Annotated in this window: 19 protein-coding genes; 14 read left to right on the forward strand and 5 right to left on the reverse strand. The window is 64.8% G+C overall.

The genetic code is table 11. From position 1 onward, the window contains the following. The first annotated feature begins 4 nt into the window (after nucleotides 1-4). The 6 genes from ORI27_RS27800 to ORI27_RS27825 all read left to right on the forward strand — a co-directional run bounded on the left by ORI27_RS27800 (nucleotide 5) and on the right by ORI27_RS27825 (nucleotide 7231). Complete coding sequence (locus ORI27_RS27800) at nucleotides 5-1033, forward strand: MCE family protein (RefSeq protein WP_266000385.1); 1029 nt, start codon at nucleotides 5-7, stop codon at nucleotides 1031-1033. Further along, nucleotides 1030-2343 carry an MCE family protein gene (locus ORI27_RS27805; RefSeq protein ID WP_266000347.1) on the forward strand — a complete coding sequence of 438 codons (1314 nt, stop codon included), beginning with the start codon at nucleotides 1030-1032 and terminating at the stop codon, nucleotides 2341-2343. Before ORI27_RS27800 ends, ORI27_RS27805 begins: the two co-directional genes overlap by 4 nt. Then, complete coding sequence (locus tag ORI27_RS27810; RefSeq protein ID WP_266000348.1) at nucleotides 2340-3665, forward strand: MCE family protein; 1326 nt, start codon at nucleotides 2340-2342, stop codon at nucleotides 3663-3665. The genes ORI27_RS27805 and ORI27_RS27810 overlap by 4 nt, the downstream gene beginning before the upstream one ends. A 20-nt stretch (nucleotides 3666-3685) precedes the next feature. Continuing rightward, entirely contained in the window at nucleotides 3686-4795 is a 1110-nt protein-coding gene (locus ORI27_RS27815) for a virulence factor Mce family protein (protein WP_266000386.1), read from the forward strand. A gap of 1 nt (nucleotide 4796) precedes the next feature. Continuing rightward, the gene (locus ORI27_RS27820) at nucleotides 4797-6266 is read left to right on the forward strand and encodes an MCE family protein (RefSeq protein ID WP_266000349.1); all 1470 of its coding nucleotides are present in this window, start codon (nucleotides 4797-4799) and stop codon (nucleotides 6264-6266) included. Nucleotides 6267-6352: 86 nt separating this feature from the next. Next, a complete protein-coding gene (locus tag ORI27_RS27825) occupies nucleotides 6353-7231 on the forward strand; it encodes a haloalkane dehalogenase (RefSeq protein ID WP_266000350.1) in 879 nt (292 codons plus the stop codon). 18 nt (nucleotides 7232-7249) lie between these two features. On the opposite strand, the gene ORI27_RS27830 is transcribed toward ORI27_RS27825, so the two are convergent. After that, nucleotides 7250-8614 (reverse strand): wax ester/triacylglycerol synthase domain-containing protein, encoded by a 1365-nt coding sequence (locus ORI27_RS27830; RefSeq protein ID WP_266000352.1) that lies wholly within the window; start codon nucleotides 8612-8614, stop codon nucleotides 7250-7252. A gap of 245 nt (nucleotides 8615-8859) precedes the next feature. Between ORI27_RS27830 and ORI27_RS27835 the strand changes: the two genes are divergently transcribed. After that, entirely contained in the window at nucleotides 8860-10113 is a 1254-nt protein-coding gene (locus ORI27_RS27835; protein ID WP_266000353.1) for an alpha/beta hydrolase, read from the forward strand. Here ORI27_RS27835 and ORI27_RS27840 read toward each other — a convergent pair. The 4 genes from ORI27_RS27840 to ORI27_RS27855 all read right to left on the reverse strand — a co-directional run bounded on the left by ORI27_RS27840 (nucleotide 10103) and on the right by ORI27_RS27855 (nucleotide 15591). After that, the gene (locus ORI27_RS27840) at nucleotides 10103-11743 is read right to left on the reverse strand and encodes an ABC transporter family substrate-binding protein (RefSeq protein ID WP_323055685.1); all 1641 of its coding nucleotides are present in this window, start codon (nucleotides 11741-11743) and stop codon (nucleotides 10103-10105) included. The two genes, ORI27_RS27835 and ORI27_RS27840, sit on opposite strands and share 11 nt — an antisense overlap. A gap of 85 nt (nucleotides 11744-11828) precedes the next feature. Next, nucleotides 11829-13676, reverse strand: a complete 1848-nt coding sequence (locus tag ORI27_RS27845; RefSeq protein ID WP_266000355.1) for a dipeptide ABC transporter ATP-binding protein — start codon at nucleotides 13674-13676, stop codon at nucleotides 11829-11831. Continuing rightward, nucleotides 13673-14605 (reverse strand): ABC transporter permease, encoded by a 933-nt coding sequence (locus ORI27_RS27850; RefSeq protein ID WP_266000356.1) that lies wholly within the window; start codon nucleotides 14603-14605, stop codon nucleotides 13673-13675. The genes ORI27_RS27845 and ORI27_RS27850 overlap by 4 nt, the downstream gene beginning before the upstream one ends. Further along, on the reverse strand, nucleotides 14602-15591 hold the full coding sequence (locus ORI27_RS27855) for an ABC transporter permease (protein WP_266000358.1): 990 nt from the start codon (nucleotides 15589-15591) through the stop codon (nucleotides 14602-14604). The genes ORI27_RS27850 and ORI27_RS27855 overlap by 4 nt, the downstream gene beginning before the upstream one ends. Nucleotides 15592-16110: 519 nt before the next feature. Here ORI27_RS27855 and cysD point away from each other — a divergent pair. The 7 genes from cysD to ORI27_RS27890 all read left to right on the forward strand — a co-directional run bounded on the left by cysD (nucleotide 16111) and on the right by ORI27_RS27890 (nucleotide 23461). Further along, nucleotides 16111-17040, forward strand: coding sequence for a sulfate adenylyltransferase subunit CysD (gene cysD, locus ORI27_RS27860; protein ID WP_266000359.1), 930 nt, complete (start codon nucleotides 16111-16113; stop codon nucleotides 17038-17040). Further along, nucleotides 17040-18929, forward strand: a complete 1890-nt coding sequence (gene cysC, locus ORI27_RS27865; protein WP_266000360.1) for an adenylyl-sulfate kinase — start codon at nucleotides 17040-17042, stop codon at nucleotides 18927-18929. Before cysD ends, cysC begins: the two co-directional genes overlap by 1 nt. Beyond that, entirely contained in the window at nucleotides 18926-19654 is a 729-nt protein-coding gene (locus tag ORI27_RS27870) for a 3'(2'),5'-bisphosphate nucleotidase CysQ (protein ID WP_266000361.1), read from the forward strand. The genes cysC and ORI27_RS27870 overlap by 4 nt, the downstream gene beginning before the upstream one ends. A 9-nt stretch (nucleotides 19655-19663) precedes the next feature. Then, complete coding sequence (locus tag ORI27_RS27875) at nucleotides 19664-20263, forward strand: cysteine hydrolase family protein (RefSeq protein ID WP_266000362.1); 600 nt, start codon at nucleotides 19664-19666, stop codon at nucleotides 20261-20263. A gap of 319 nt (nucleotides 20264-20582) precedes the next feature. Next, the gene (locus tag ORI27_RS27880; RefSeq protein WP_266000363.1) at nucleotides 20583-21701 is read left to right on the forward strand and encodes a hypothetical protein; all 1119 of its coding nucleotides are present in this window, start codon (nucleotides 20583-20585) and stop codon (nucleotides 21699-21701) included. Nucleotides 21702-21862: 161 nt separating this feature from the next. After that, nucleotides 21863-22939, forward strand: a complete 1077-nt coding sequence (locus tag ORI27_RS27885; protein ID WP_266000364.1) for a hypothetical protein — start codon at nucleotides 21863-21865, stop codon at nucleotides 22937-22939. Nucleotides 22940-22987: 48 nt separating this feature from the next. Further along, nucleotides 22988-23461, forward strand: coding sequence for an Rrf2 family transcriptional regulator (locus ORI27_RS27890; RefSeq protein ID WP_266000365.1), 474 nt, complete (start codon nucleotides 22988-22990; stop codon nucleotides 23459-23461). Nucleotides 23462-23464 lie beyond the last annotated feature (3 nt).

Genomic DNA, 23464 nt, shown 5'->3' on the forward strand with positions numbered 1-23464 from the left:
CAAGATGAAAGACCGTCTCACGGGAACGCTTTGGCGCGTCGGTGCCTTCGTCACGGTGTGCCTGCTGGGCCTATTCCTACTGATCGCGATCTTCGGGCAGTTGCGTTTCGAACCGCAACACACATTCACCGCCCAGTTCACCAACGTCGGCGGTCTCAAGAGTGGCGATTTCGTCCGGATCGCCGGCGTGGAGGTCGGCAAGGTCAAGAAGCTGGTGATCAACGCCGACGCGACGGTGGCGGTCACCTTCGGCATCGACGTTGCGGTACCGCTCACCGACGACAGCCGAGCGGTGATCAGGTACGACAATCTCTACGGCGATCGATATCTCGCGCTCGAGCAAGGACGTCAGGGCGGCTCGCCACTGAAACCCGGTGCCCTCATCCCGCTCGCGCGGACGTCACCTGCGTTGGATCTCGACACGTTGATCGGTGGCTTCCGGCCGCTGTTCCGCGCCCTGGATCCCGATCAGGTCAATGCGCTTTCCGCACAGCTGATTCAGGCGTTCCAAGGTCAGGGCGAGACAATCGGCTCCCTGCTGGCGCAGACTTCGGGCCTCACCAACACGTTGGCCGACCGGGATCAACTCATCAAGGATGTCGTCACCAACTTGAACACCGTATTCACATCGCTGGGCGACAGCAATGAGGAGTTCGGAAAGGCCATCGACAGAATTGCCTCCCTGACCGACGCCCTCGCCGACCGCAAGGACGACATCAGCAACTCGGTAGCCTATGCCAACGCCGCGGCGGCCTCTGTCAGCGACCTGCTCGCCCGCTCGCGACCCGCGGTGCAGAAGGTCATACACGAAACGGATCGCACGTCGACGATCATTCTCAACGATCATGAGTACGTCGACAATCTGATCAACACCCTTCCCGACGCCTATAAAGCGCTTGGCCGGCAGGGGCTTTACGGTGACTGGTTCGCCTTCTACGTATGCGAGCTTGTGTTCAAACTGAACGGTAAAGGTGGCCAGCCGATTTACGTGAAAATTGCCTCGCAGCCCTCGGGTAGGTGCACGCCGCGATGAGGCCCATGAGTGAACGCAATCCGCTGATCGTCGGCCTCGTCGGCTCCGGGATAACCGGCGCAATACTGCTCGGGGCGCTGAACTTCGACAAGCTTCCGTTTATCGACGGAAACAGGGATTACTCCGCGTACTTCGCCGATGCCGCAGGTTTGCGCCCGGATGCTCCGGTGGAGGTGGCCGGAGTGCGGGTCGGGCAGGTGGAAAGCATCGGCCTGGATGGCTCACGCGTGTACGTGAAGTTCAACGTGGACAGCGGAGTTCAGCTCGGCGACCGGACCGAGGCCGCGATCAAGACGAAGACTCTGTTGGGCGCCAAGTACATCGAAGTGAGTCCGCGCGGCCAGGGTCGGCTCGCCGGTGCCATCCCGATGGAGCGGACCACATCTCCCTATCAGCTGGCCGATGCTCTCGGCGACCTGTCCGCGACGATCAGCGGACTTGACACCAAGGAGCTGTCCCAGTCGTTGGCCACGCTCGCCCAGACCTTCTCCGACACACCACCCGAACTTCGGTTGGCATTGGAGGGGGTGTCCCGATTCTCCGAAACGCTCGACGAGCGTGATCAGCAGCTGAGATCACTGCTTGCCAACGTCGGTAAGGTGTCCGGGGTACTCGCCGAGCGCAGCGACCAGATTGTCAATCTCATCAACGATACAAACGATCTTCTGGGGCAATTGCGTTCGCAGAGTGCTGCGCTCGATCATATTTCGGGCAACATCTCAGCCCTCGCCAATCAACTGAAGGCCTTCGTCGACGAAAACCGCAAAGAATTCAAACCCGCATTGGACAAACTCAACGGGGTCTTGACGATTGTCGACAACCGCAAGGCAAAGCTGCAGGAGTCGATCAGGCGGCTCAATGCCTACTCGATGTCGTTGGGTGAAGCACTTGCCTCGGGCCCGTTCTTCAAAGGCTTCATCGCCAATGTGACGCCAGGCCAGTTCATGCAGCCGTTCATCGACGCCGCGTTTTCCGACCTCGGCCTCGACCCGAATGTCCTGTTGCCCTCGCAGGTGACCGACCCGGGGACCGGCCAGCCCGCGACGCCGGCGCTGCCTGTGCCGTTCCCGCGTACCGGGCAGGGCGGGACACCGAGCACGACGCTGCCCGACGCCATCACCGGCAATCCCGGTGATTCGCGGTATCCCTACCGCGAACCGCTGCCGGCTCCAGCGCCCGGCGGGCCGCCACCCGGTCCGCCTGCCGATCTGCAACCGCCCCCACCCCATCCCGACATCCTCGTGCCCGCCCCTGACGAGGTGCCTGCCGACCGACCCAGTGATCAACCCGCAGCGGGAGGTGGCCGATGACTCGCGGCAAGCTCGTGGTGAGTCTGGCCGTACTGCTGGTGGCGGTGCTGATCGGTGGAATCGTGATAGCCGTTCGTGCCGGCGAATCAGTGACCAGAACACATATCACGGCCTACTTCGCCAACAGCACCGGCATTTTCGTCGGTGACGACGTCCGGATACTCGGTGTCCGGGTAGGTGAGATCGACAGCATCGAGGCTCAGCCCGAACAGGTGAAGATCACGTTCTGGGTTGACGGCAACTATAGGGTTCCCGCTGATGCCGACGCGGTGATCCTGTCTCCATCGCTGGTCTCGGCGCGAGCGATCCAGCTGCTGCCCGCGTATGAACACGGTCCCGTCATGAAGAACGATGCCGTTATCCCGATGCAGCGCACCGCGGTGCCGGTGGAATGGGACGATCTGCGGACGCAATTGAGCAAGCTGGTCGACACACTGCAACCCACTGAACCCGGTGGTGTCAGCACTCTGGGCGCCTTCGTCAACACCGCCGCCGATAACCTGCGCGGTCAGGGCGCCGACATTCATGACACTATTGTCAAGCTCTCACAGGCTATTTCGGTGCTGGGGGACCACAGCGGCGATGCGTTCGGTGCGATCAACAACCTCTCGCTCGTCGTGTCCGCGCTGCAGGACAGCCGGGACGTGATGCGCCAACTTAACCGGAATCTCGCGGGCACCACCGCGCTGTTGGCCAACCAGCCCGATGAGATCGGTCGGGCGCTGGCAGATGTGAACGCCGCGATCGCCGACGTGGTGGCCTTCACCGCCGAGAACCGCGAGCCGATTGGGATCGCGTCTGACAAGCTCGCCTCGATCAGCACAATGCTTCATGAAAGCGCCGACGACATCAAACAGATTCTGCACGTTGCGCCGACGCAACTATCGAACTTCGTCAACATCTATCCGCCCGCCGTCGGTGGCTTCGCCGGTGCGTTCACCCTGAACTATTTCTCCAATCCGATTCAGTTCATTTGCGGGGCAATCCAGGCGGCATCGCGATTGGGGGCCGAACAGGCGGCCAAACTCTGTGTCCAATACCTGGCCCCCATCGTGAAGAACCGGCAGTACAACTTCCCGCCGCTCGGCGTCAATCCCGTCGTTGGAGCCATGGCGCGTCCGAATGAAATCACGTACAGCGAAGACTGGCTGCGTCCGGACTACATTCCGCCGCCCGGTCAGGCGCCGGTCACTGGTGCGGCTCCCGGCGGTGATACACCCGCACTGGGAGGTGATCCGCTTCCCGCCGAGACTCCGGCAGCGCCGGTGAGCGGGGCAAGCAACCTGCAAGACATGTTGATGCCACCAGGAGGTAGCCCGTGACGGTGCGAAGTATCGCGGCCATGGGGACCCTGGTCGGAGTACTCGCCACCTGCATCACCGGATGCGAATGGCAGGGGGCGAACTCGATGTCGCTGCCCGGCACCGCAGGTGGTGGTCCAGGGTCCTTCGTCGTTCAGGCCCAGTTGCCCGACGTCGGAAATATCCAACAGAACTCCCGTGTCCGAGTCGGCGATGTGAACGTCGGGACGGTCACCAAGATCGAACGTCAGGGCTGGCACGCGCTGGTCACCATGACCCTCGACGGCAATGTCGCCCTCCCAGCCAACGCGACCGCGACGATCGGCCAGACCAGCCTCCTGGGGTCATTGCACGTCGAACTCGCATCTCCCAAAGGAGTTTCGCCACAGGGAAAGCTGCACAACGGATCGCTGATTCCGCTCACGGCCAGCCGGGCCTATCCGACTACCGAACAGACCCTGGCGAGCCTGTCGCTGCTACTCAACGGGGGCGGAGTGGGTCAGATCCAAGACATCACCCAGGCCTTGAGTACCGGTTTCGCCGGGCGTGAAGGCGATTTGAGAAGCTTGATCGAGCAGCTCAACATCTTCATCGGCAACGTGAAGGATCAGACCCAGGACATCATCGAGGCCACCGACAGCGTCAACAAACTGGCAAGCCAGATCGCCGACCAGAAGCCGGTAGTGGACAAGGCGCTCAAGACCATCCCGCATGCCTTGGAGGTGCTCAACGATCAGCGCCAGAACCTCGTGAACGCTCTCGACGAGCTCGGAAAGTTCAGCGCGCTGACGGCAGATACCGTCAACCAGACCAAGGAACAACTGGCCAAGGAGCTCCAAGACATCGGACCCGTGTTGCAAGCGCTGGCCGACGCCGGCCCCGCGATGGTCCGATCGCTGAGCTTCCTGACCACCTTCCCTTTCGTCAAAGAGAACGTCAGGAACTTCTTCCGGGGTGATTACGCGAATCTCACCGCTGTTTTCGATCTCACCCTGAGTCGGCTCGACACGGGGTTCTTCACCGGAACACGGTGGGAAGGCAACCTCACCGAACTGGAGATGCAGTGGGGCCGGACGCTCAACCAGATGCCGAGCCCCTACACTGTCGGAAACCCGTTGACCGTACCCTATGTAGCCGATCAGGGGCGCTGACGTGAGGCTCACCAGAAGGGTCAGGATCCAGCTGGTCGTCATCGGGCTGATTTCGTTGATAGCGGGCGCTGTGATGGGTGTCGGCTATATCGGCCTGCCGTCAATGCTTTTCGGCATCGGCCGCTATGAGGTGACGATGCAACTGCCCGCCACGGGCGGCCTCTACAAGAGCAGCAACGTGACATACCGTGGCCAGGAGGTTGGTCGTGTCACCGGCATCCGCATGACTGACAACGGTGTCGAAGCGGTGTTGTCACTGAGATCGAGCATCCAGATTCCAGCCGATCTCGATGCCCAGGTGCACAGCCGTACGGCGATCGGTGAGCAGTACGTCGAACTCGTCCCCCGACCGGATCCCGGTGAGTCGGTATTGAAGAACGGCGATGTGATACCGGTGGATCGGACCTCGATCCCGCCAGACATCAACATTCTGCTCGACAAGACCAATGCCGGCTTGGAGGCAATCCCTCGCGACAACCTGAAGACGGTGATCGACGAGGGCGCCGCCGCAGTCGGCGGTCTCGGACCCGAGATTTCCCGGATCGTCAAAGGCTCGACCGCGCTGGCCATCGACGCGAAGAAGAACCTTCCTGGATTGACCAACCTGATCGACCAGTCCAAGCCGGTCCTCGACACCCAAGCCGACACGTCGGATGCGATTGCCGCGTGGGCTGCGCACATCGCCGACATCACCGGTCAGGTCCAGCAGCAGAACACCTCTGTTCAGGGCCTGCTGCAGAACGGACCAGCCGCCGCCGACGAGGGAAGGAAGCTCTTTGAACGGCTGCAACCGACGCTGCCGATCCTGCTGGCGAATCTGACCAGTGTCAGCGACATCGCTGTCACCTACCATGCCGGTGTCGAACAGTTACTGGTGCTGTTGCCTCAAGCCATTGCGGTCCTGGACAGTTCACTGGTCCCGAACCTGGGAAATCCCAGTGCGTATGCGGGCCCCTTCGTCACCTTCGACCTCAATCTCAACGTACCGCCACCGTGTCTGACCGGGTACCTTCCACCAAGTCAGCAACGGTCGATGGCGATGGAGGACTACCCGGACCGGCCGCCGGGCAACGTGTACTGTCGCGTGCCTCAGGACTCCCCGTTCAACGTGCGCGGCGCGCGGAACATACCCTGCCCGACCAAGCCGGGCAAACGTGCACCCACCGCGAAGATGTGCGAGAGCGACGAACAGTACGTACCGCTCAACGACGGTTACAACTGGAAGGGCGACCCCAACGCCACGACGTCGGGACAAGACATCCCGCAAATGCCGGCATCCGCGCCCGCCAGGGTCCCGGCGCCTCCGCCGGACCAGAACGAACCCGTGCCGCCGCCGATCGCCGCGGCGCAATACGACCCCAGTACAGGGGCCTACGTGGCTCCCGACGGGCAGCTCTACACCCAGGCGAACCTGGCTGAGGGTGGCAATCCGCAGACTTGGCAATCGATGTTGCTGCCCCCGGCGAACTGAGTGAAGGGTTGGTACGTGGTCAGACATGTTGGCACACAACGTCAGTCGCACAGCCGATGGTGGCGCGGAATGGCGAGGATGCCCCGATGACGGACGGGCCGACAGCAGGGCAGCCCGAGCCCGTGAAACGGACTGTCGCTGTCCTGGACTCCGTTATGTCGTATCGGGAGGTCGGGGAGGGCGATCCGGTGCTGTTCCTCCACGGCAACCCGATGAGTTCGTACCTGTGGCGAAACATCATGCCCTGGGTCCAAGACCTGGGACGTTGCATCGCCCCGGACCTGATCGGGATGGGCGACTCCGGCCGGCTCGATGCAGACCCTTACCGCTACGTCACGCATCGACGGTACTTGGATGCGTTCTGTGCCGAACTGGCGATCGACGACCGGGTGGTCATCGTTGGCCACGATTGGGGAGGAGCGCTCGGATTCGACTGGGCCAGCCGTCATCCCGATGCGGTCAGGGGGATTGCCTACGGGGAGACCCTGGTGCACCCCTCGGTGGGTGACGAACCGCCGGAGCGCGCGGATCTCATCAGGTTCTGCCGGTCGGACGAGGGTGAGAAGACAGTCCTGCACAGCGATTTCATTCTCGACGTATTCCTGAAGGCCAGTGTGCTCACCCCGATGCCTGCCGAGGTCGAGCAGGAGTACCGGCGGCCCTGGGTGTCCCTGGGGGAGTCCAGACGCCCGACGCTGACCTGGGTTCAGGAAGTGCCGCTGTTGGGTCAGCCATCCGATGTCTACGAAGCGATCGGGAACTACGCATCGTGGCTGGCTTCGTCGCCGGTGCCGAAGCTCCTCATCGTGACCACCGAGGGCCAGCTGACCGGAGTGAATCTCGAGTTCTGTCGAAACTGGCCCAACCAGACAGAAGTGCGCGTTGAGGCGAAGCACTTCTTTCAGGAAGATGCACCCGATGCCGTCGGCGGCGCGCTGCGAGACTGGCTGCTGTCTCTGCAGTAAGCCACGAACGCGCAGCCGTCAGTCGGCCAGCGCCAAGACTTCCTCGAAACCTGCTGCCAGACAGTCGTAGAACTCCTCGAAGTCGGGGATTGCGCCGGTGTCGACGTCGATGCCGAGGGCACAGGTGTCCACATACGTCAATAGCGTGACGTTGACCGCAGCTCCGACCGTCGGGCCGAAGGCATACTGCGCCAACACCTTCGCGCCACCGAGATACACCGGCACCGGAACGCCCGGCACGTCGCTGCACAGGAAGTCCACGTGGCGCAGGATCGACCCGATGTACCATCGCGGCATCATGTTGAGTGCGCCCGCGATCAATTGCGTATAGGGCAACGATTTCTCGTTGCGCACCCGGTTGGCGCGTTCGTGGATACCGCTGATGCGTGCTGCCGGATCGGCCACCCCGACCGGAACATCGAACCGCATCAGGGTGATCCGGTTCCCACCCATCTCGTCGCCGTCGCTGCGCAGGCTGATCGGCATCGTCAGATGCAGGTCGCCGATACTCACGCCGTGCTTGTCGTGATAGCGGCGCAGACCACCGGCCACCCCTGCCACGAACGCGTCGTTGAGCGCACCGCCGCTCCGGTGGGCAGCGTCCCGAAGCTGCGGCATCGGCACCTCGAGCACCCCCAGTCGGCGAACCAATGTGCGGTCCTTCATCAGCGGCGACCCGGTCGTGTTCACCGGGCGGACGGTGCGGTACACCGACGCCGCCAGTTCGCCGGCCGACGCTGCCGTCTGCAACGGCTGCCGAATCATGTTGACCAGCAGGGGTGGAACGCCCTTCACCGTTTCGGTGGCCGCTTTGCCGATCAGGCCGAGGTTGTACCGCAGGGCATCGCGGTAGCCCGCAAGCGGCGAGGCTACCCGCACCACCGGCTCGGTCGGCACCACGTCGATGACGCGCGGCTCCTCGGTCAGGTCGAACAGCGTCATCGCGATCTGGACACCGCCGACGCCGTCAGTCAGAGCGTGGTGGAATTTGCAGAGGACCGCCGCGCCGCCGTCGTCGAGACCCTCGACCAGGGTGACTTCCCACATCGGCCGCGCCCGGTCGAAGTCGGCCATCGCGGCCAGCCTGGCCATTTCGAGCACCCCCTGGAGGGTGCCCGGCTCCGGCGCCGATACCCGGCGCATGTGGTAGTCCAGATCGAAGTCCGGGGCGTACTCCCAGCGCGGCGGGGCCGGCGGTGGTGAGTTCACCACCCGCTGGCGGAACATCGGCAGTTCGCGGCTGACCAGATCGAATCGCTCGCGCACCAAGTCCCAGTCGGGGCACCGGTCGAGAAGGATCACCGTCACCACGGTGGACCTCAGCCGCGGATCGGTTTCCATCGACCAGGTGAACGCGTCTGTGTTACGCATGAATTCCGTCATGATGTGCTCCCGACCACAAACGTACGACGGCGGTCGCACTGGGCAGAACCGCTGGCGATCAGTTGGGGACTTTGTCCTCTAAGACTGAGGTCTTCAGGCTGGATGGGGCGGCAGTGTCGAGAGTGACGTAATGGCAACATCTACTCGCAGTTTCGCGTCCAAACGTCGGTTTGGGCGTGGAGTCAAGACCACATTCCATTCCCGTCTCCAGCGAGGCACAATCGAGCCATGGTGGGCCGGCGGCGATGACATTGAACGAGAAGCGCCGCCGCGCCCACCAGAAACTCGCCGCGCTGCCCGGTGTGCGGCCGGTTCGCCGCCCGGTGACGCCCACCGGCACCGAGGAATTCGATCTCTACTACGTGCGCACCGGCCGCAAGACCAAGCATCCCGTCGTGATCGTCCCTGGTGGGCCGGGTGCGGCCTCGATCGCGCTCTACCGTGGCTTGCGCAGACGGGCCGCGGCCGCAGGCCTCGACGTGATCATGATCGAGCACCGCGGTATCGGCATGTCCCGCCACAACGACGCCGGCGCCGACCTGCCGCCCGAGGCGCTCACCGTCGAGCAGGTTGTCGATGACGTCGCCGCGGTACTCGACGACGCCCAGGTCGACCGCGCGATCATCTACGGCACGTCCTACGGCACCTACATCGCCGCCGGGGTTGGGGTCCGGCACCCGAACCGGGTGCACGCCATGATCCTGGACTCGCCATTGCTGGCAGGCGACGACATCGAGGTGGTGCGCCGTGCCCTGCGCAATGTGCTCTGGCACGGCGAGGAGCCTGAAACCAAGGACCTCGCGCTCAAGGTGCGCCGACTTGTCGACGACGGTGTCATGACCCCGACCGCTGCCCAGCTGGCAGCGGCGGTGTACGGCTTCGGCGGGGCACCACTGCTGGACCGGCAGCTCGACCTTCTCCTGCAGGGCCGGCATCTGTTGTGGACCGGGATGGGGCGGGTCGCCGAGCTGATGGTCGGCCGAAAAGCGCCGTACCGCAACGAGACCGACCTGGTGGGCCGGATCGCCTACCGCGAGCTGAACTACGCGGGAACCCCTGACGGCCTACCCCTGGACCCTGCGGTGGCGATGCGTGACTTCGCCCCCGGCGATACTTCGTTCGACGCCGAGCCGTTCGACCTGGTCGCCGAGATGCCGAATTTCATCTGGCCCACCGTTGTCATCTCCGGGGGTCGCGACCTGACCACACCGCCCGAGGTCGCTGACCGGGTGGCTGGCCTGATCCCCGGGTCGGTGTTGGTGCGGTTGGCCACCACCGGGCACAGCGTGCTCGACAGCAAGGAGCGGGCCGCGTTGCGGATCGCCTCGGTGCTCGCGGCAGGTCGGCAGGCCGACCTGCCTGAGCAGGCCGGGGCGCTGGACGCCATGCCCACCCGTCCCGCGCTGCGCCTGATGGTGTCGGCGATCGGCGCCGCGGCGCGCATCGAGGCGGCGCTGCCCGAGGTGGTCCCGAAACTGGTGCAGCGCGCTACTTCATGAATCCGATTGCGCTGTAGTTCAAGTCTCCCAGTCCAGCCGGTCCGTAGTTGGCCAGATTGCTGCGCACCGCGACGTTGCCGGCCGACTGGAACAGCGGCAGGCTGAACACCTCGTCGAAGATCAACTTGTCCACATCGTTGGCCAGGCTGCGCGCCTTGTCCAGGTCGAGCTCGTTCAGCACGTCCTCGACCTTGGCGTCGATCTCGGGGCTGCTGATCTTGCCGAAGTTGCTCTCTGCGCCGGTGGTGTAGATCTGGTTCAGGCAGCACAATGCGAAAGCGTCACCCACCCAGGAGAATTGGGCGATGTCAAAATCGCCCGGAATGATGTAGTTGGTGAAGAAACCATTGCCGGGCTTGGCATCGATCTCCAGCTTCACCCCGATTTGGGCCAGGCTGTTCTGGGCGATGAGCGCGACCTGGCGGGTGCTTTGCGCGTCGTAAAGCACGTCGCGGATGACCAGCTGTTTGCCGTCCTTCTCGCGGAACTGTCCGTTCTGCTTCCAGCCTAGGGCGTCGAGCTCCTGCTTGGCCTTTTCAGGGTCGTAGGCCACCACTTGGGCGTTGTCTTGATAGCCCTTCTGGCCTGCCACGAAGATGTGATTGTTCAGTGGCACGGGCGTGTCGACCAGACCGCGTTGTGTCACATCGGCAATAGCCTGCCGGTCGATGCCCTTGGCGACGGCCAACCGCAGCGCCTTGTCAGCCAGGATCGCACCGGGCGCGCCGTTGATGGTGAGGTGATACCAGCTCAGGCCGGGCGCCCGCCGGATCGAGATGCCAGGAGTCCGCCGGGCGATGGTCAGTTCGTCCAGCGAGCCCAGGCCGGTGGCGTCGATCGTGTTGTTCTGCAGTGCTGGAAGTCTCGCTGCGTCATCGAGGACCAGGAAGGTGAAGGAATCCAATACCGGCGGGGTGCCCCACCACTTCGGATTTCGGGTCAGCACGATGCGCTGTGCGGTGCGGTCCAACGACGAGACCATGAACGGCCCCGCCGACGGGCCGGGCCCGTTGAGCTGGCCTTTGTTGAACACGTCCGGGCTGGCGGTCATGCTCTTGGGTAGCAGCATGGTGTTGCCGGCGAACATGCCGCGCCATTCGGCGTAATGCTTGGCAAAGGTGACGACGGCCTGGCGATCGTCGACCCCCCGGGTGACCGATGCGACCCGGTCGCTGCCGTTGGGCGAGGCGAAGGCGTAGGCCTTGTCCTTGCCGCTGGTTGCGTTGATCTGGGAGGCGATGTCCTCCCAGGTGATCGGGGTGCCGTCAGACCAGACGGCCTTGGGGTTGATCGTGTAGGTGACGACCTGAGGGTCGGTGCCGGTCAGTTCGACGCTGGTGAAGTAATCGGTGTTGACCTTCATCGAGCCGTCGGCGGCTATCACGAACGAGCGGGGCATGGTGGGCCGCAGCATCGCGGCGGTGTTGGCCTCGTTGCCGTCGATGTTGAGGGTGTTCCAGTTCGACGGGAACGAGGTCAGCGCCAGCCGCAGGTTGCCGCCCTTGCGCAGGGTCGCCGGGTCCTGCGGATTGATATCGCTGGTCGCGCCGAGTTCGGCGTTGCCGCCGGCGGATGGGACTTCCTGCTTGCCGCTGGAGCACCCGGCCACGACCAACATTGCCGCGCTCATCGAGACGAGCAGACGCAGAATCGCGTTCCGACGGCCCATTGCGTGCGATTGTGTGTCTGTTCGCTTCACTGTCACGCAACTGATGCTAACGGCGAGTGGGATCCGGTTGCGGGATAGCGGCCAGCAACTTTCTGGTGTATGCGTGCCGCGGGTTGGCGAAGATCTCATCGGCATCGCCGTACTCGACCATCGCGCCGCGGTACATCACGACGATGCGGTGGGCGAGGTGCTTGACCACCGACAGGTCGTGCGAGACGAACAGGTAGGACAGGTCGAATTCGCGCTGCAGGTCCAGTAGCAGATTGATGATGCCCGCCTGGATGGACACGTCGAGCGCCGACACCGGCTCGTCGAGAGCCAGGATCTTGGGTTGCAAGGCGAGAGCTCGCGCGATCCCGATCCGCTGTTTCTGGCCGCCGGAGAACTCCTGCGCGTAGCGACTGGCATCGGCGCGGCGCAATCCGACGATCTCCAGCAGCTCTGCCACCCGCGCATCGATGCTTGTCTTGTCGAAGCCGTTGGCGCCCAACGGTTCGGCCAGCAAATCGAAGACGGGTAGCCGAGGGTCCAGCGAGGCCACCGGATCCTGGAACACCACCTGCAGGTCTCGGCGTAGTTCGCGCCGGCGGGCCGACGTGAGGGCGGCGACGTCGTTGCCGAGCACTTCGATCGAGCCGGACTGCGGCGCGGTCAACTCGAGGATCTCGTGCAGGGTGGTGGACTTCCCCGATCCGGACTCACCGACGATGCCCACGGTCTGGCCACGGGGCACCTCGAAACTCAAGCCGTCGACGGCGCGGACCTCGCCGATCTGGCGGCGGAACACCACGCCCTTGGTCAGCCGGTAGGTGCGGACCAGGTCTTGAACCCTGATCACCACCTCGCGTTCGGTGGCGTCCTCGACGACCGCGGGCTGGGTGGACATGCCGTAGATCTCTGCCGCGGTGCGCCCCTCGACCTGGTCGGTACGTACGCACGCCGCCTGGTGGCCATGGCGGTCGGCGACGGGCAGCAGCGTCGGCTCGGCGACTCGGCAGTTGTCGATGGCCAGTGGGCAGCGCGGTGCGAACGGGCAGCCGGCCGGAAGGTTCACCAGTGACGGTGGCGCACCCGGGATGGGGACCAGCCGAGTGCCCTGTGGTGCGTCGAGGCGCGGCACCGAGCCCAGCAGGCCTGCGGTATAGGGCATTCGGCGGTCAAGATATAGGTCGGTGACGGCGGCGACCTCGACCACGCGTCCGGCGTACATCACCAGTGCGCGGTCGGCGAACTCGGCCACCACTCCCAGATCGTGGGTGATGATCAATACGCCGGCACCGGTGACGTCGCGCGCGGTCTTGAGTACCTCGAGGATCTGGGCTTGCACGGTGACATCGAGTGCTGTCGTCGGTTCGTCGCAGATCAGCAGATCGGGGTCGTTGGCGATCGCGATCGCGATGACCACCCGCTGGCGTTCACCTCCGGACAGTTCGTGGGGGAAGGCGCGCGCTCGTTGCTCGGGTTGGGCGATACCGACGAGCTCAAGCAATTCGACGGCCCGGTTTCGCGCCGCCTGCTTGCCGATATCGCGGTTGTGCACGGTGATGGCTTCGGCGATCTGATCGCCCACGGTGTAGACCGGCGTCAGTGCGGACATCGGATCCTGGAACACCGTGCCGATGCGCCGCCCGCGGATCTTCGACATGTCGGTGTCGGACAAGCCGAGAAGTTCCTGGCCGGCCAGCCGCACCGAGCCAGACACCGCGGCGTACTCGGGCAGTAGGCCGATGACCGCCATGGCCGCCGCCGACTTGCCCGACCCCGATTCGCCGACCATCGCGACGACCTCGCCCGCCCGGACCTGATAGGTCAAGCCGCGCACCGCGGTCAGATCGTCGGTGTCGGTCGGGAAGCTGACGGCCAGGTCGCTGACCTCCAGCAGCGTCTCGCTCATGACGTTGTCTTCTTCCTGCGGCCACGGTGCAGGGTGGTGCTGCCAGGGTCGAAGGCGTCGCGAAGCCCGTCCCCGGTGAGGTTGGCGCACACCAGGATCAGTACCAGCACCCCGGCCGGAAACAGAAACACCCACGGAAAGGTCGTCGCCGACTTTGTCCCGTCGGCGATCAGGGTGCCCAGCGAGACGTCGGGTGGCTGGATGCCGAAACCCAGGAAGCTCAACCCGGTTTCGGCGAGGATCGCGACCGCGACGTTCAGTGCGGCGTCGATGATCAGGATGGAGGCGACGTTGGGAATGACGTGACGGGTGATGATACGGCGGCTCGAGACACCCATATACCTTGCCGCCTGGACGAACTCGCGCTCCCGCAGGCTCATCGTCAGGCCGCGCACCATCCGGGAGCTCACCATCCAGCTGAATCCGGCGAGTAGCACGATGAGTAACGCGACGTTGGCCGAATTCTTGGTCAGTGGCGTGAGAATCGCGATCAGGATGAAGCTGGGAACCACAAGCAGTAGGTCCACCAGCCACATCAACGTCCGGTCGCGCCACCCCCCGAAATAACCCGCGACCGAACCGACGGTGGCGGCGATTCCCGTCGAGATCACCGCCACGCACACACCGATGAGCATCGACTTCTGCATGCCACGCAGAATCTGGGCCAGCAGGTCCTGCCCTAACGCGTTGGTGCCGAACCAGTGCTCGGTGCTGGGCGGGGCCTGCAACGCGTAGAAGTCCAGATCCGTGTAGGACCAGGGCAGCAGCGGCGGCAACGCATAACAGCCGATGAACAGCACGGCGAGCACCACCAGGGACGCCATCGCGGCCCGGTTGCTCGCGAACCGACGCAGCACCAGGGTGCGCCGGGAGGTGAACTCCTCGGATTCGACGACGTCCCGGGGGGTGGTGCTGGGCGTTTGCGTCATGCGACCCTCACCCGGGGATCCAGAATCGCGTAGATGACGTCGGACAGCAGTCCGGCCAGCAGCACGACGGCGCCGGAGAACACCGTGATAGCCGCGACGATGTTGGTGTCCTGGGTGGCGATGCCCTGGATGATCCACTCGCCCATCCCGTGCCAGCCGAAGATCTTCTCCACGAACACCGCTCCGGTGACCAAACCAGCTACCCCGTAGGCGAATAGCGTTGCCATCGGGATCAGGGCCGTGCGTAGCCCGTGTTTGAACAACGCCTGTCGCCGGGTCAGTCCCTTGGCCCGGGCGGTGCGGATGAAGTCCTGACCGAGAACGTCGAGCATGGCATTGCGTTGGTAGCGGCTGTACCCGGCGATGGCGCCGAGCGCCAGGGTGACGCTCGGCAGAATCAGGTGCTGCAACCGGTCGACGAACTGGTGCATGAATGTCTGGGGGGCCAACCCGCCGCTGTCCGGTGACGTCTCACCGGTGTACTCGAATATCTGAAGGCCCAGTATGGAATTGACCTTCAGCGCGGCCAGGATCATCAGGTTCGCGATCACGAATGTCGGCGTGCTGATCACCAACAGTGACAGCAGAGTTATCACCCGATCCGACAACTGGTATTGCCGAATCGCGCCCCAGGCGCCCACCACGACACCGATCACGGTGCCCAGTACCGAGCCGATCACCAGCAGTCGCAGGCTGACCCCGATGCGTCGCCACAGTTCGTCGGCGACGGGTTGGCCGGTGACTGTGGTACCGAAATCGCCGCGCACCGCGCCCGCCACCCAGTGGCCGTATCGCATCGGGATCGGCTTGTCGAGGTCGAGCTCGGCGGCCTTGGCATCGATCACGGCTTGCGGCGGACGCGGATTGCGTTGCAACAAACTGTTCAACGGAGTGAACGTCAACGACGTCAGCGTGAAGGTCAGAAACGACGCCAATGCCAACAGCACCAGATAGTTCAGCAGCCGACGCGCCAGGAATCGCGTCATCGGGCTCCGCCCGCCACAGGGTGCATGCAGCACAGGTTAGGAGATGGCGGCCGGAAACGACGGGAAGGTCCGATCGCGGTTGGCCGCCGACAGGCGCGCCCTCGGGTGGCCAGCAAACCCCGACCGGCGATGTCGATCCTCTCGGGGGCCGGCTGGCCTGCCCGGTTGAGATGATATGGGCGGTAGCTGACCCTCGAGAACAGCCATGAACTGCGCTTTCAGCGCGTTTGCGTGGTGGCTCGGCGGTTCCGGTAGAAATTCGGGAGTTTTGAACTCACAGCGCGCGGCTAATCGTCGAGGACGTCCGCCAGTAGTTGCTGCGCATGCAGAACAGTTCATTCATCACCGAGCATGACTGGCTGCGCGGTTTCTTCTTGAATGTCGCTCCGGCCGACTGGCCGAGGTGGTCCTCTAGCTGAGCCTAGGGGTGCTCTCAATCTTGACTTCACTCCCTGTGGTCGCTACATTCCAGGTTAGCTTTGTAATTCTGGTCAAAACTACCAACTTTACGAGGAAACCATGGCAAGTCCGGTGGTCGAACGTCCCATGCCGGGGCAGTACGAGCTGAGCCATCTGCGGTCGCTGGAGGCCGAGGCGATCCACATCATCCGCGAGGTCGCTGCCGAGTTCGAGCGGCCGGTGCTGCTGTTCTCCGGGGGCAAGGACTCGATCGTGATGCTGCACCTGGCGATCAAGGCCTTCGCTCCCGGGCGGCTGCCGTTCCCGGTGATGCATGTCGACACCGGTCACAACTTCGACGAGGTGATCGCCACCCGCGATGCCCTGGTGGAGAAGTACGGTCTACGGCTGGTGGTCGCCAGCGTCGAAGACGACATCGCCGCGGGCCGGGTGGTGGACAACGGGCCCTCACGCAATCCGCTGCAGACCGTCACCTTGTTGCGGGGGATCCGGGAGAACAAGTTCGACGCCGCGTTCGGCGGTGCCCGCCGTGACGAGGAGAAGGCGCGGGCCAAGGAGCGGGTCTTCAGCTTCCGCGACGAGTTCGGTCAGTGGGACCCCAAAGCCCAGCGACCCGAGCTGTGGAATCTGTACAACGGCCGCCATCGCAAGGGTGAGCACATCCGCGTCTTTCCGCTGTCGAACTGGACCGAGTACGACATCTGGGCCTACATCGGCGCCGAGGAGATCACCCTGCCGGCGATCTACTACTCACATCGCCGGCCGGTGTTCCAGCGCGACGGAATGCTGCTGGCCGTCCACGAGTTCATGCAGCCGAACGCCGACGAGCCGGTATTCGAAACAGCGGTCCGATTCCGCACGGTCGGCGACGTGACCTGCACCGGCTGCGTGGAGTCCACGGCAGCCACCGTCGACGAGGTCATCGCCGAAACCGCAGTGTCGCGGCTGACCGAACGCGGCGCCACCCGCGCCGACGACCGAATCTCCGAAGCCGGTATGGAAGACCGCAAGCGGGAGGGCTACTTCTGATGGCTGAATCCAAGACCCACGTCGCTTCGCTCCTGCCCACCGGGTCATTGTTGAGGATCGCCACCGCCGGCTCCGTAGACGACGGCAAGTCGACCCTGATCGGCCGCTTGCTCTACGACTCCAAAGCCGTGATGGAAGACCAGCTGGCCGCCGTCGAGCGGACGTCACGCGAGCGCGGCAACGACTACACCGACCTCGCACTGGTCACCGACGGGCTGCGCTCGGAGCGCGAGCAGGGCATCACCATCGATGTAGCCTACCGGTATTTCGCCACGGCCAAGCGGAAATTCATCATCGCCGACACGCCCGGGCACATCCAGTACACCCGCAACATGGTCACCGGGGCGTCGACCGCTCAGCTGGTGATCGTTCTCGTCGACGCGCGCCACGGCCTGCTTGAGCAGTCACGCAGGCACGCGTTCCTGGCCTCGCTGCTAGGCGTCCAGCACGTTGTGCTTGCGGTCAACAAGATGGACCTCATCGATTGGGACCGTGAGCGTTTCGAGTGGATTCGGGAGGAGTTCCACGCGTTCGCCGCCCGGCTCGACATCCATGACGTCACCACCATTCCGATGTCGGCGCTCAACGGCGACAACGTGGTGACGAAGTCGGACAAGGCCCCTTGGTATGACGGCCCACCACTGCTGAGCCACCTCGAAGAGGTCTATATCGCCGGTGACCGCAACCTGGTCGACGCCAGGTTCCCGGTGCAATACGTGATCCGGCCGCAGACCGTCGAACACGCCGATCACCGCAGCTACGCCGGGACCGTCGCCAGCGGCATCCTGCGGCCCGGCGACGAGGTCGTCGTCCTACCCAGTGGAAAGACCAGCCGCATCATCGCGATCGATGGGCCGACCGGCCCAGTCGCCGAGGCGTTCCCACCGATGGCCGTCTCGATCAGCCTCGCCGATGAAATCGACATCTCTCGCGGCGACATGATCTCGCGCCCGCAGAACCAGCCGACGCCCACACAGGAGTTCGACGCGACGGTGTGCTGGATGGCAGACAACGCCTCGCTCGAGCCGGGACGTGACTACGTCGTCAAGCAGACCACCCGCACCACGCGAGCTCGCGTCGCCAGTCTGGACTATCGACTGGACGTCAACACCCTGCACCGCGATAAGAGCGCAACGGCGTTGAAGCTCAACGAACTCGGCCGAGTGACACTGCGCACCCAGGTACCACTGTTGCTCGACGAATACACGCGCAACGTCGCCACCGGGTCGTTCATCCTGATCGATCCCGACACCAACGTGACCGTCGCCGCGGGCATGGTCCGCGACACCACGCCCGCGGCCACCCGCGTCGCCACACCCAATACCGTTCGCCACCAGTCGCTGGTGACACCCGGCGAACGGCTGACCAAGGGACGAACGCTGTGGTTCACCGGGCTGTCCGGTTCCGGCAAATCGTCGATCGCCGTCCTCGTCGAGCAGAAGCTGCTTGAACATGGCTGCCCCGCTTACATTCTCGACGGCGACAACCTACGCCATGGCCTCAACGCCGACCTGGGCTTCTCGATGGCCGATCGGGCCGAGAACTTGCGTCGGCTGGCCCACATCGCCACGCTGATGGCCGATGCGGGTCTGACGGTTCTGGTGCCGGCTATCAGCCCGTTGGAGGAGCATCGGCAGTTGGCCCGCAAGGTGCATGCCGATCAAGGCGTGGAGTTCTTCGAGATCTTCGTCGACACCCCGCTGGAGGACTGCGAGCGGCGAGATCCCAAGGGGCTGTACGCCAAGGCACGGGCCGGGGAGGTCACCCACTTCACCGGGATCGACAGTCCCTACCAGCGCCCGAAGAACCCGGATCTGCGGTTGACCCCGGATCACGAATGCGACGAACTGGCGCAGCAGGTCATCGATTTGTTGGACGGCGAGCGGTGAGCGACCACGATCTGGCCGCCAGCCTTGCCGCCCGGGCGGGTAAGCTGCTGCTCGACGTCCGTGCCGAGCTGGCCAGCGCGTCGGCCGCGGAGCGAAAGGCAGCCGGCGACAAACGCTCCCACGACTATTTGATGGAGGCGCTGACGCGCGCGCGACCTGACGACGCGGTGCTGTCCGAGGAGGGCGCAGACGATCCCGTCCGGCTACGCAGCCATCGGGTTTGGATCGTGGATCCGCTCGACGGCACCCGCGAGTTCTCCGAACTCGACCGCGACGACTGGGCGGTGCACGTGGCGCTGTGGCAGGACGGCGAGCTGGTCGCCGGCGCGGTGGCCCTTCCGGCGCAGGATGTCACGCTGGCCACACCGGTGGTAGCGGCACCGCCGCCCGGGCCGGATGCTCCGCGCATCGTGGTATCCCGGACGCGGCCCCCGGCCGTCGCGCTCCAGGTGCGGGACGCCTTGAACGGCGTGCTGGTCGAGATGGGCTCTGCCGGAGCGAAAGTCGCCGCCGTCGTGCAGGGCCGAGCGGATGTCTACGTTCACGCCGGCGGTCAGTACGAATGGGATTCGGCCGCTCCGGTGGCCGTCGCGCGGGCTGCCGGCCTGCATACGTCGCGCATCGACGGTTCGCCGCTCCGGTACAACCGGCCCGACCCGCTGCTGCCCGACGTTGTGGTGTGCCGACCCGAATACGCACAGGCGGTGCTGGCCGCAACGCAGTAGCGTTGCGGCATGTCCGATCTCACCACCCTGCGCGCCTTGGCGGGCCTTCCCCTGCAACCGCCGAGCCTGGCCGCCTCGACGCTGGTTCTGGTCGATTGCCAGAACACCTACACGCTCGGCGTCATGGAGCTCGAGGGTGTGCAGGCCGCGCTGGACGAAGCCGCCGCGCTGTTGGACCGGGCGCGATCGGCGGGCAGCCCGGTCATCCACATCCAGCATGACGACGGTCCGGGGTCGTTGTACGACATCACCGGCGAAAGTGGTGCCATCGTGGCCCGCGTCGCGCCTCGTGCGGACGAGCCGGTCGTGGTCAAGAACTATCCGAACTCTTTTGTGCAGACCGACCTGGACGGACGACTCAAGTCGGTCGGCGCTCACAATCTCGTCATCGCCGGATTCATGACCCATATGTGCGTGAACTCCACCGCCCGGGGGGCCTTCAATCTGGGTTATGCGCCGACTGTGGTAGCCCGCGCCACGGCCACGCGGTCGCTTCCGGGTGTCGACGGGGCCGAATTACCCGCCGCGACACTGCAAGCGGCGAGCCTCGCGGCGCTCAGCGATCTGTTCGCTGTGGTGGCCGCGGATTCGGCAGCCGTCCCCGACTGACGCCACGGTTGACCGGTGGCTGAGAAAAGCGCCCCGAGAACCTGAGAGAAACGACCTCCGCTAGCGGGCCGGTTTATGGTCGAACGCAACTGATGCTCGCCCACAGGCGAACGCCCAGAAGTTTGCTACTGGCGACCGTATGATGCGTTTACCCCACGTCGTCCATGATGGGCGAGTTAACCCTCTGTTTACCCGGGAAAATTTTGACCGGAGCGAAAAAAAGAAATTTCGCAAAAACGTAAATATTTCGTTTCACTCAGGTTCCTCTCAGGTATCTTCAGCTTTGTCAGTGTTGACCCCACGCCCGGGAGGGATTGAAATGCAAATCTCCATACGCTCTCAGCTCATTGCGGGAACGGCCGCGGTCGTCGGCGCCAGTGCCATTGCAATGACGCCGGTTACGCAGGCCAATCTCGCCTTGCCCGATCTTCAGTTGCCGTCGGCCGCCCAGGTGGCGTTGGCTGGCTTCGACAGCCCGATTTCGGAGCTGATCACGAGCATCGGCTTGGCGAACGCGTTCCTATTCGACACGGCTGGTCCGTTGCCGAACCCGGCCCCGTGGAGCTCGCTCGCGGCGATCGGTCTATTGCCGCAGATCATCGATGACGGACTGCCGATCATCAGCCAGCTCGGTGTCAACGGGTCCGACTATCTCTACCAAACGGGCAAGGGCCTGGGTACGAGCGCCTACCTCCTGAGCGAGGGCACCTGGAATGCGTTTGGGGACTTGCTGACCTTGGACATTCCCGGTGCGATCACCACCTTGACAAACGCCGTCACGGCCGCGGGGGAGGAGGCGCTCGCGACCGGGCAGTACGTCTTGACCGGCGTGGTGACCCGCGCTGCAGCCGTGGCCACAGCACTGGCGGCACTGACACCGGAGATCGCCACCGCGGTGGTCAACCAGGGCCTGGTGGTGGCCGGCAGCGTGGTTCAGGTACTGCAAAATGCAGTCGCCGCTCTGAGCTCGGCGAATCCGATCGAAAACACCTGGAATGCCGTGGTTGACGGCTTGTTCGGGCCTACCGGCATCCCGGGTGCGCTCACCGCCATCACCGTCGGTCCGGGCGTGCTTGCGCCGGCGCCGATTTCGGCGTTCGTCCCGAGCGTGCGAACGGTGGTCTCCACCGTCGTCAACGACGTCCAAACCGCTCTGTCGACGGCGAATCCGGCACCGCCCCCCGCTGCGGCCCAGTCTGCCGCGGCGTCGGCGTCTGCGGTTCCGTCCGCTTCGGCGCTGCGCGCCGCGGCCGCGCAGGAACCGTCGGCCGCTGACGAGGGCGGTGCCACCGCCGGCAGCGGAAGCCCGGCCGGTGACAACAGCACCGCCGCGGCTGGCAAGTCCAGCGGCAGCCAGGCCAAGAGCGAATCGGGCAAGGCCGGCTCCAAGCGCGGTGTCGGCGGCTCGAAGAGGGCGGCCGCCACGTCCGGCGACTGACCCACGGCGCTGAAGAGTGCCCCTCCCTTGCCAACAGGGAGGGGCACTCTGCGTTTCGCATGCGTCAAATTCAGCAAATGAAATGTCCCGAATTCGGGACTCCTCTCTTAGCTTCTTCTCAGGTATCCTTAAGCCGGAAATAGGCCTGGAATGGCTAGGAGGTGAGCGCATCGTTGCGGCGGGGTATCGGCGCGATTTTCACCACCGGAGTGGCACTTGTCGGCGCGACTGCGGTGGTTGCCAATCCCGTTTCGGCGCCGCCCTCGGATGTCCGCGTCCCCGCGGTGAAGCTCTCGGTCGGCAGCACCACATCGAGCGCTGCGCACGACCGGGCTCTGCTCGATGCGATCGCCCACAATCCCGGCCAATCCAGTCCGGCGAATCTGTTCAAGCGATCGGTTGCCGGGGTCGTCACCAACATCACCTTGTTCGGCGGCTGGGCGGTCGGCGACGCGTTCTGGTCGGAACCAACCACCGCGGCAACATCGGGTCGCACGTTGTCGGCGCGGCCGCAGGCGCCACGCGTCGCGGTCGCTGATCTGCTCGGCGGACAACCTGCGGCCAACGGCCCCGACCCGGATACCGAGGGCCCGGCGCTGCAGCACGCCGTCACGACCGTCGCCGACTACGTGGGCTACATCAGCGTGCAAGTCGTCGAGACCTCCGAAGCGGCCGGAACGTTGGCCGCAGCCGAACCCCGGCGTATCGCGACCACGCTGACCACGCTGGCGCGCGGCGGCGTCGACAGTGCCATCACCTCGGCGCTGCAGGCGGCGGCGGCGCCCCTCGGTCCGCCGTCGATGGTCGTGAAGGCGATCCGCACGGAGGTCCGCAAGCGGCTGGCGGAACTGGCCGACATCGTCAGGCGGTCTGAACACCGCCCGCGAATGGCCGGCCCGGTCGCTCGGCCGCCACAGGTCGAGCACTCGACATCCCTTCGAGCCACGCTGGGGCACCGCCGCGGATCCGCGGTCAACTCGAAGTCGTCCGCCCCCGCGGGTCCCACCGGCAAGGCGGATTCGGGGTCGAGGAAGCCGTCGGCGATCAACGGTGCCACGGACCTGAGCGACGGCAACAAGGCGGTTCCGCAGAAGAGGGTTTCCCAATCCCAGATGAGGCAGCGCGCACTGGCGTCGGTGAACCGAACACGGGACTCCCTGCAACGGCTGGGCGGTGTCTTACGGCAGGTCGTGACGCCGCATCCGCTACACCGGCCGCATCGAGCGCATCGGCGCTAACGAGTCGACGATGCCGCCGCCGGACGTGGCAATGGCAGAATTCGCGACATGCGGATGTCGGCGAAGGCGGAGTACGCCGTTCGCGCCATGATCCACCTCGCGTCCGTTGACACCGGTGCGCTGGTCAAGACCGAGGATCTGGCCAAGGCTCAGGGCATCCCCGCCCAGTTCCTCGTCGACATCCTCTCCGACTTGCGCACCGACCGGTTGGTGCGCAGTCATCGAGGCCGCGACGGGGGCTACGAGTTAGGCCGTCCGGCCTCGGAGATCAGCATCGCCGACGTTTTGCGCTGCATCGACGGACCGCTGGCGAGCGTCCGTGACATCGGTCTTGGCGACTTGCCCTACAGCGGCCCGACGGCGGCACTGACCGATGTGTGGCGGGCGCTGCGCGCCAGCATGCGCTCGGTGCTCGAGGAGACCAGCCTGGCCGATGTCGCCGCCGGACAGCTGCCCGAGCACGTCGCCCATCTCGCCAGCGACTACCTGAGCCAGGAGGACCGGCGCGGCCACGGCGGTTGACGT

This window comes from Mycobacterium pinniadriaticum, assembly GCF_026242045.1.
In the GTDB taxonomy this organism is placed as follows: Bacteria; Actinomycetota; Actinomycetes; order Mycobacteriales; family Mycobacteriaceae; genus Mycobacterium; species Mycobacterium pinniadriaticum.

What these genes read in the sequence shown, in the direction of transcription:
- ORI27_RS27800 (WP_266000385.1), top strand. Translation starts at nt 5, where the DNA reads ATGAAAGACCGTCTCACGGGAACGCTTTGGCGCGTCGGTGCCTTCGTC.
- ORI27_RS27805 (WP_266000347.1), top strand. Translation starts at nt 1,030, where the DNA reads ATGAGGCCCATGAGTGAACGCAATCCGCTGATCGTCGGCCTCGTCGGC.
- ORI27_RS27810 (WP_266000348.1), top strand. Translation starts at nt 2,340, where the DNA reads ATGACTCGCGGCAAGCTCGTGGTGAGTCTGGCCGTACTGCTGGTGGCG.
- ORI27_RS27815 (WP_266000386.1), top strand. Translation starts at nt 3,686, where the DNA reads ATGGGGACCCTGGTCGGAGTACTCGCCACCTGCATCACCGGATGCGAA.
- ORI27_RS27825 (WP_266000350.1), top strand. Translation starts at nt 6,353, where the DNA reads ATGACGGACGGGCCGACAGCAGGGCAGCCCGAGCCCGTGAAACGGACT.
- ORI27_RS27830 (WP_266000352.1), bottom strand. Translation starts at nt 8,614, where the DNA reads ATGACGGAATTCATGCGTAACACAGACGCGTTCACCTGGTCGATGGAA.
- ORI27_RS27835 (WP_266000353.1), top strand. Translation starts at nt 8,860, where the DNA reads ATGACATTGAACGAGAAGCGCCGCCGCGCCCACCAGAAACTCGCCGCG.
- ORI27_RS27840 (WP_323055685.1), bottom strand. Translation starts at nt 11,743, where the DNA reads ATGAGCGCGGCAATGTTGGTCGTGGCCGGGTGCTCCAGCGGCAAGCAG.
- ORI27_RS27845 (WP_266000355.1), bottom strand. Translation starts at nt 13,676, where the DNA reads ATGAGCGAGACGCTGCTGGAGGTCAGCGACCTGGCCGTCAGCTTCCCG.
- ORI27_RS27850 (WP_266000356.1), bottom strand. Translation starts at nt 14,605, where the DNA reads ATGACGCAAACGCCCAGCACCACCCCCCGGGACGTCGTCGAATCCGAG.
- ORI27_RS27855 (WP_266000358.1), bottom strand. Translation starts at nt 15,591, where the DNA reads ATGACGCGATTCCTGGCGCGTCGGCTGCTGAACTATCTGGTGCTGTTG.
- cysD (WP_266000359.1), top strand. Translation starts at nt 16,111, where the DNA reads ATGGCAAGTCCGGTGGTCGAACGTCCCATGCCGGGGCAGTACGAGCTG.
- cysC (WP_266000360.1), top strand. Translation starts at nt 17,040, where the DNA reads ATGGCTGAATCCAAGACCCACGTCGCTTCGCTCCTGCCCACCGGGTCA.
- ORI27_RS27875 (WP_266000362.1), top strand. Translation starts at nt 19,664, where the DNA reads ATGTCCGATCTCACCACCCTGCGCGCCTTGGCGGGCCTTCCCCTGCAA.
- ORI27_RS27880 (WP_266000363.1), top strand. Translation starts at nt 20,583, where the DNA reads ATGCAAATCTCCATACGCTCTCAGCTCATTGCGGGAACGGCCGCGGTC.
- ORI27_RS27890 (WP_266000365.1), top strand. Translation starts at nt 22,988, where the DNA reads ATGCGGATGTCGGCGAAGGCGGAGTACGCCGTTCGCGCCATGATCCAC.